Origin of the sequence: Pseudomonas tremae (genome assembly GCF_001401155.1) — a bacterium.
GTDB classification, from domain to species: Bacteria; Pseudomonadota; Gammaproteobacteria; order Pseudomonadales; family Pseudomonadaceae; genus Aquipseudomonas; species Aquipseudomonas tremae.
Genome location: NZ_LJRO01000483.1, coordinates 1 through 461 on the forward strand (window position 1 = coordinate 1; position 461 = coordinate 461).

The 461-nt window shown below is 56.4% G+C and carries 1 pseudogene; it reads right to left on the reverse strand.

Going from position 1 to position 461, the window contains the following annotated elements:
• Window positions 1-118 precede the first annotated feature (118 nt).
• Window positions 119-461, reverse strand: a pseudogene (locus tag ALO43_RS26790) (MFS transporter); the annotation flags it as partial.

Sequence of the window (461 nt, forward strand, 5' to 3'; positions counted from 1 at the left end):
GTCTTGTGACTACTCTATGAATTGATTATGACAATAAGATGAAAAGGCCATCGCCCCTCGCAGGGAGATAGCCTTTCGCTGTAGCGGATACCTTGAGCGTTTTACCAGTGGGTGCTGATCAACGCTTTCTGGTGAGCAAAAACACGCCGATTGCCATACCCAGGCCGCAGAGAATCGCGACATACTAGGCCGGGCCCATCGGGCTGCTCTTGAGCATGAACGTCACCACCATCGGCGTCAGCCCCCCGAAAATGGCGTATGCCAGGTTGTAGGAGAACGACAGCCCGGAGAAACGCACCACGGGCGGGAAAGCCTTGACCATGACATAAGGAACCGCGCCGATAGTGCCAACGAACAGGCCCGTCACGGCATACAGCGGGAACAGCACTTCCGGATGGCTGCCGAGGACGTGATAGAACGTCCAGGAACTGACCAGCAAACCTGCGCTGCCCAGCAGAAAC